General features: G+C 52.1%; 4 protein-coding genes. 3 read left to right on the forward strand and 1 reads right to left on the reverse strand.

Going from position 1 to position 3,607, the window contains the following annotated elements; genetic code table 11:
• Positions 1-218: 218 nt before the first annotated feature.
• The 3 genes from ACYVG7_RS10850 (at position 219) to ACYVG7_RS10860 (ending at position 2,433) form a co-directional block, all read left to right on the forward strand.
• The gene (locus ACYVG7_RS10850) at positions 219-845 is read left to right on the forward strand and encodes a DUF2589 domain-containing protein (protein ID WP_460883126.1); all 627 of its coding nucleotides are present in this window, start codon (positions 219-221) and stop codon (positions 843-845) included.
• Positions 846-1,203: 358 nt separating this feature from the next.
• Positions 1,204-2,094 carry a DUF2589 domain-containing protein gene (locus ACYVG7_RS10855; RefSeq protein ID WP_460883127.1) on the forward strand — a complete coding sequence of 297 codons (891 nt, stop codon included), beginning with the start codon at positions 1,204-1,206 and terminating at the stop codon, positions 2,092-2,094.
• Positions 2,095-2,148: 54 nt separating this feature from the next.
• Positions 2,149-2,433 (forward strand): hypothetical protein, encoded by a 285-nt coding sequence (locus ACYVG7_RS10860; protein ID WP_460883128.1) that lies wholly within the window; start codon positions 2,149-2,151, stop codon positions 2,431-2,433.
• A gap of 57 nt (positions 2,434-2,490) precedes the next feature.
• Here the strand turns inward: ACYVG7_RS10860 and ACYVG7_RS10865 are convergent, their stop codons facing one another.
• Positions 2,491-3,210: a hypothetical protein gene (locus tag ACYVG7_RS10865; protein WP_460883129.1), complete on the reverse strand. Its 720-nt coding sequence runs from the start codon at positions 3,208-3,210 to the stop codon at positions 2,491-2,493.
• Positions 3,211-3,607: the final 397 nt, after the last annotated feature.

Genomic DNA, 3,607 nt, shown 5'->3' on the forward strand with positions numbered 1-3,607 from the left:
ACCAAGAGCCCAACAGTGCAAAATCCTGGTTATCGGGTGGGGTGAAAATAGTCAACAACACGTAAAGGGAACAGCGCCGTTTTTTGTCGTGGGCTGCGTCGTTCGTGAATTAAAAATTATTTTCTGGATATATTTCCGATCCCTGTGAGTTATTTCCCTCTCGAAATTCAGCCGCTCGCTGCCTATTGTCGGCTGATTATTCACAGCCGGAGGTGGCTATGTTTTCCAAAAAGAAGGAGTTTGTACACTTAACCCCAGAATATCTGGATGGATTGATTCGCGGACTGAATTACGTGGCCAATTGTGCGAGCGATATGGCACTCAGTCATTATCAAAATATGATCAGCCAATATTTTGTTCAGCTGGATGACGGCAGTTTCAAGGCCAAGGAAATTGATATTCGACTGGATGATCAACATGTCATCACCATGCCCTGGGTGGCGATTTCGGATGGCAAGGGGCTCTATCTGGACGAAATGGATGTGGATTTCTCGGTCAAGGTGACGGGTATCAGTCCGGTCGAGGAGCAGCAGGCACTCGCCAACGCCGCCGAACGGGTTGCCGGGGAATTAAATGGTGCACCCAATCTGCCACGCTTCATGGTCACCATTGGTCAAAGCACGGCCAGCGATCAGCAGCGACCGAAAGATATTATTGATTTTAAAGTAAAATTTAAGTCTCAGGACTCCCCGGAAGCTGTGATGCGGGTGATCGATAAATTCAACTCCACGATCCACCCGATCCGGGTCGACGATACGGCACCAACACCAACACCAACACCAACACCAACACCAACATCAGGCCAGACCGTTGATCCGTCATTTTCGGCACAGCGCGAGCCATAATCTGACACTGCTGATTTCCTGGATCTGAGGGATTCCCGTGGTGGTCGTGATGCTGCGGCTATGCGGAATTGTTATTCAGTGGCGTTGAATTCTATCATTGGAATACATCTTCATCCTTATATTTAAGATGGCCATAGGCCATCTTTTTTTATGCTATTAAATTTCAGCGGCAATAGTTCCGGCTTATTTGTGGTTCGATATTTAAATAAATTCGATAACACACTGAAGATGCATCGGCTGTGGTCAGGGTTGTGCCGAGAGGTTGTATGTCAGTGATGAACTTGCACTCATCATCAGGATGGTGGTGCAAGAATTGGCTCCACTCTGAAATTGCTGAATATTCAGCAAGGAGATCACAATGGCTCTTGAAAGTATGCGTAATCAATTCTCCGGTTTGCCGATGCAAGATTTGATCGGTACACCGTTGAAGGCGGCGTGCGACGCCCAGGTTCTGCTGGCTCGCTCGACCTACGAGTTCATCCGGGATGTCGGTTTTGATGGCGACAAGACCCGGCATGCCGACTTTTCCTTTAACCGCTATGTGGTGACGGGTAAGGATGCGATGGGCAACGACATCATGGATCAGCAGAAGGTGGCGCTGGAAGTGCCGGTGCTGGCCATCGTCAATGTACCGTCCTTGATGGTGGATCAGGTCGATATCACCTTCGATATGGAGGTTCGCTCCTCCGAGTCGTCCACGGAGACCGAAGACAAGTCCTTCGCCGGCAAGGCTTCGTCCAGTGTCGGCTGGGGTTGCTTCAAGGCCTCGGTGGAGATGTCCGGCAGCGTGGCCTCCCACAAGGAGAACAGCCGCAAGAGCGATAATTCGGCCAAGTACCATGTCGAAGTTCACGCGGCGGATGCCGGTATGCCGGAAGGCTTGTCCCGGGTGCTGGATATTATCGCCAGCAATGTGGCACCCAAGCAGGTCGAGTCCCAAGAGCGTAAGCGTGTGGCCGCCTCTCCAGATGTGCAGACCGCCGCTACCGACTTTGATACCAAGACCCGGGCGCTCAGTGACGCAGAAATGGAACTGTCGGCCGCGAAAAGTGATCTGCAAAACAAGCTGAATACCCAGGCGAGCACGGCTCAGCTTAGCTCCAGCACTCAGCAGGATAAGGATGCCGCCCAAGCCGCCGTCGATACCGCCAAGGATCGGGTGGAAAAAGCCAACATCGCGGTCAACGCTGCACGCACCGATGTGAGTGAATCCAGAAAGGTACTGGAGCAGAAAAAAGCCAGTGCCTGATAGGCGTCAACAACGCCGCACCGGGTGCGGCGTTTTTTTGAGAGGAGCAATACTATGGGTCTTGGCAAGAACAATCAGCCGGCTCTGGATCTGAGCGAGGTGCAGTACATCGAGCGCATTGTGGTCGGACGCTTTCAGGACAACGGGCAAGAAGATGAAGAGCGGATGCAACAGCAGATCGAGAAGCTGAACCACTATTTGCAAGGCGTGCCGCGGGGCGTCTTGCTCGGCAAAGATGTCAGCTTCCGGGTGATCCGTCAGGGGGAACATACGGTGGTGGCGCAGCAGGTGGCCTACCACATCGGTTTTCGTCGCAAGCCTGTGGCATTCGAGTGGTAGCGGTATCTTGGTATGGTCCAGAGCAGGCATCGCCGAACGGGTCGGCGATGACTGGGCTCATAACAGATCCGGGCTGGTGAGCTGCTGCTGCAACCACTCCTGCACCTCGGGCCACAGCTGTTGACGGCTGACCGAGTGCGAGGTCAGTAGAAAACCTTTAAGACCGAAGTTGTGATTGAGCTCCTGGATGTTACGGCTGCGGTAGAGACGCCAGGGATGAAACTTGGCGAGATAGTGATCCAGTAGGCAAGTGACCGCAGGCAGCAACTCCATGGCGGTCGAGGTAACGGGATGATGCCGCAGCCCCCAGTTCAGGCATAACCCCAGGAGGCGATGACGTTGCCAGCTCATCACCGTCTGCTGCCAGCCCTGCAGTTGCTGTAGCGTCGCCACCACGTCTGGCTCCACGGTCAACAGCGACAGCACCAACTGCTGCAAGCTGGAGAGTGCTTCGGTGGCGGCTAATTGGGCTGTGATGTCCTGCAAGGTGCTGACAAAGGATTCAAACTCGCCCCCTTGCTGGCCATGATAGAGATCGCGCGATGACAGATTTAAATTTTTCAGGCGCGAGCGATTCTCGACGTTTAATTGATGTGCCGGATTATTCAGCGGCAGTTCGACGACTTCGATCTGTTGCAAATAGAAGTGATGGACGAGTTGCCAGATATTCTTATTATCCGGATAGAGCTCGGTATCAAAAAAACGGATGATGCGTTGTAGAACGGGTGATAACTCATGCAACAAGGATATCAATCGATAATCATGCTGGATCTGCATATCCCCGATGCATGCCAGACATAGGTTGATATCCTGATGTAATGCCGTCAGCAGCTGAATAATTTCTGTCCATAATTCCTCACTGAGTCCGGTATTCGATCCAGACGCAGATCTATTCTCTTCACTCGGTAGCTCTGAAAGAATAGAGCTCACTAATCCGGAGCATTCGCGTAACCAACTCTGTAGTTGCGTGAGCCATTGGGCGTCTAGGGATATGGAGTTTGGTCTGAGTAACCACCGCCACACCGATGTATTGCGCATGCTATTGGATAACAACGACCAATCAATTTGTTGAAACTGCTGTAGTGTGGTGTCTGACTCTTATACACAAGTAGCGTCCTGAACGGAACCTTTCCCGTTTTCCAGGATCTGATCTTCTATGTGACTCCCAACATAG

Source organism: Pseudaeromonas pectinilytica (assembly GCF_054780855.1).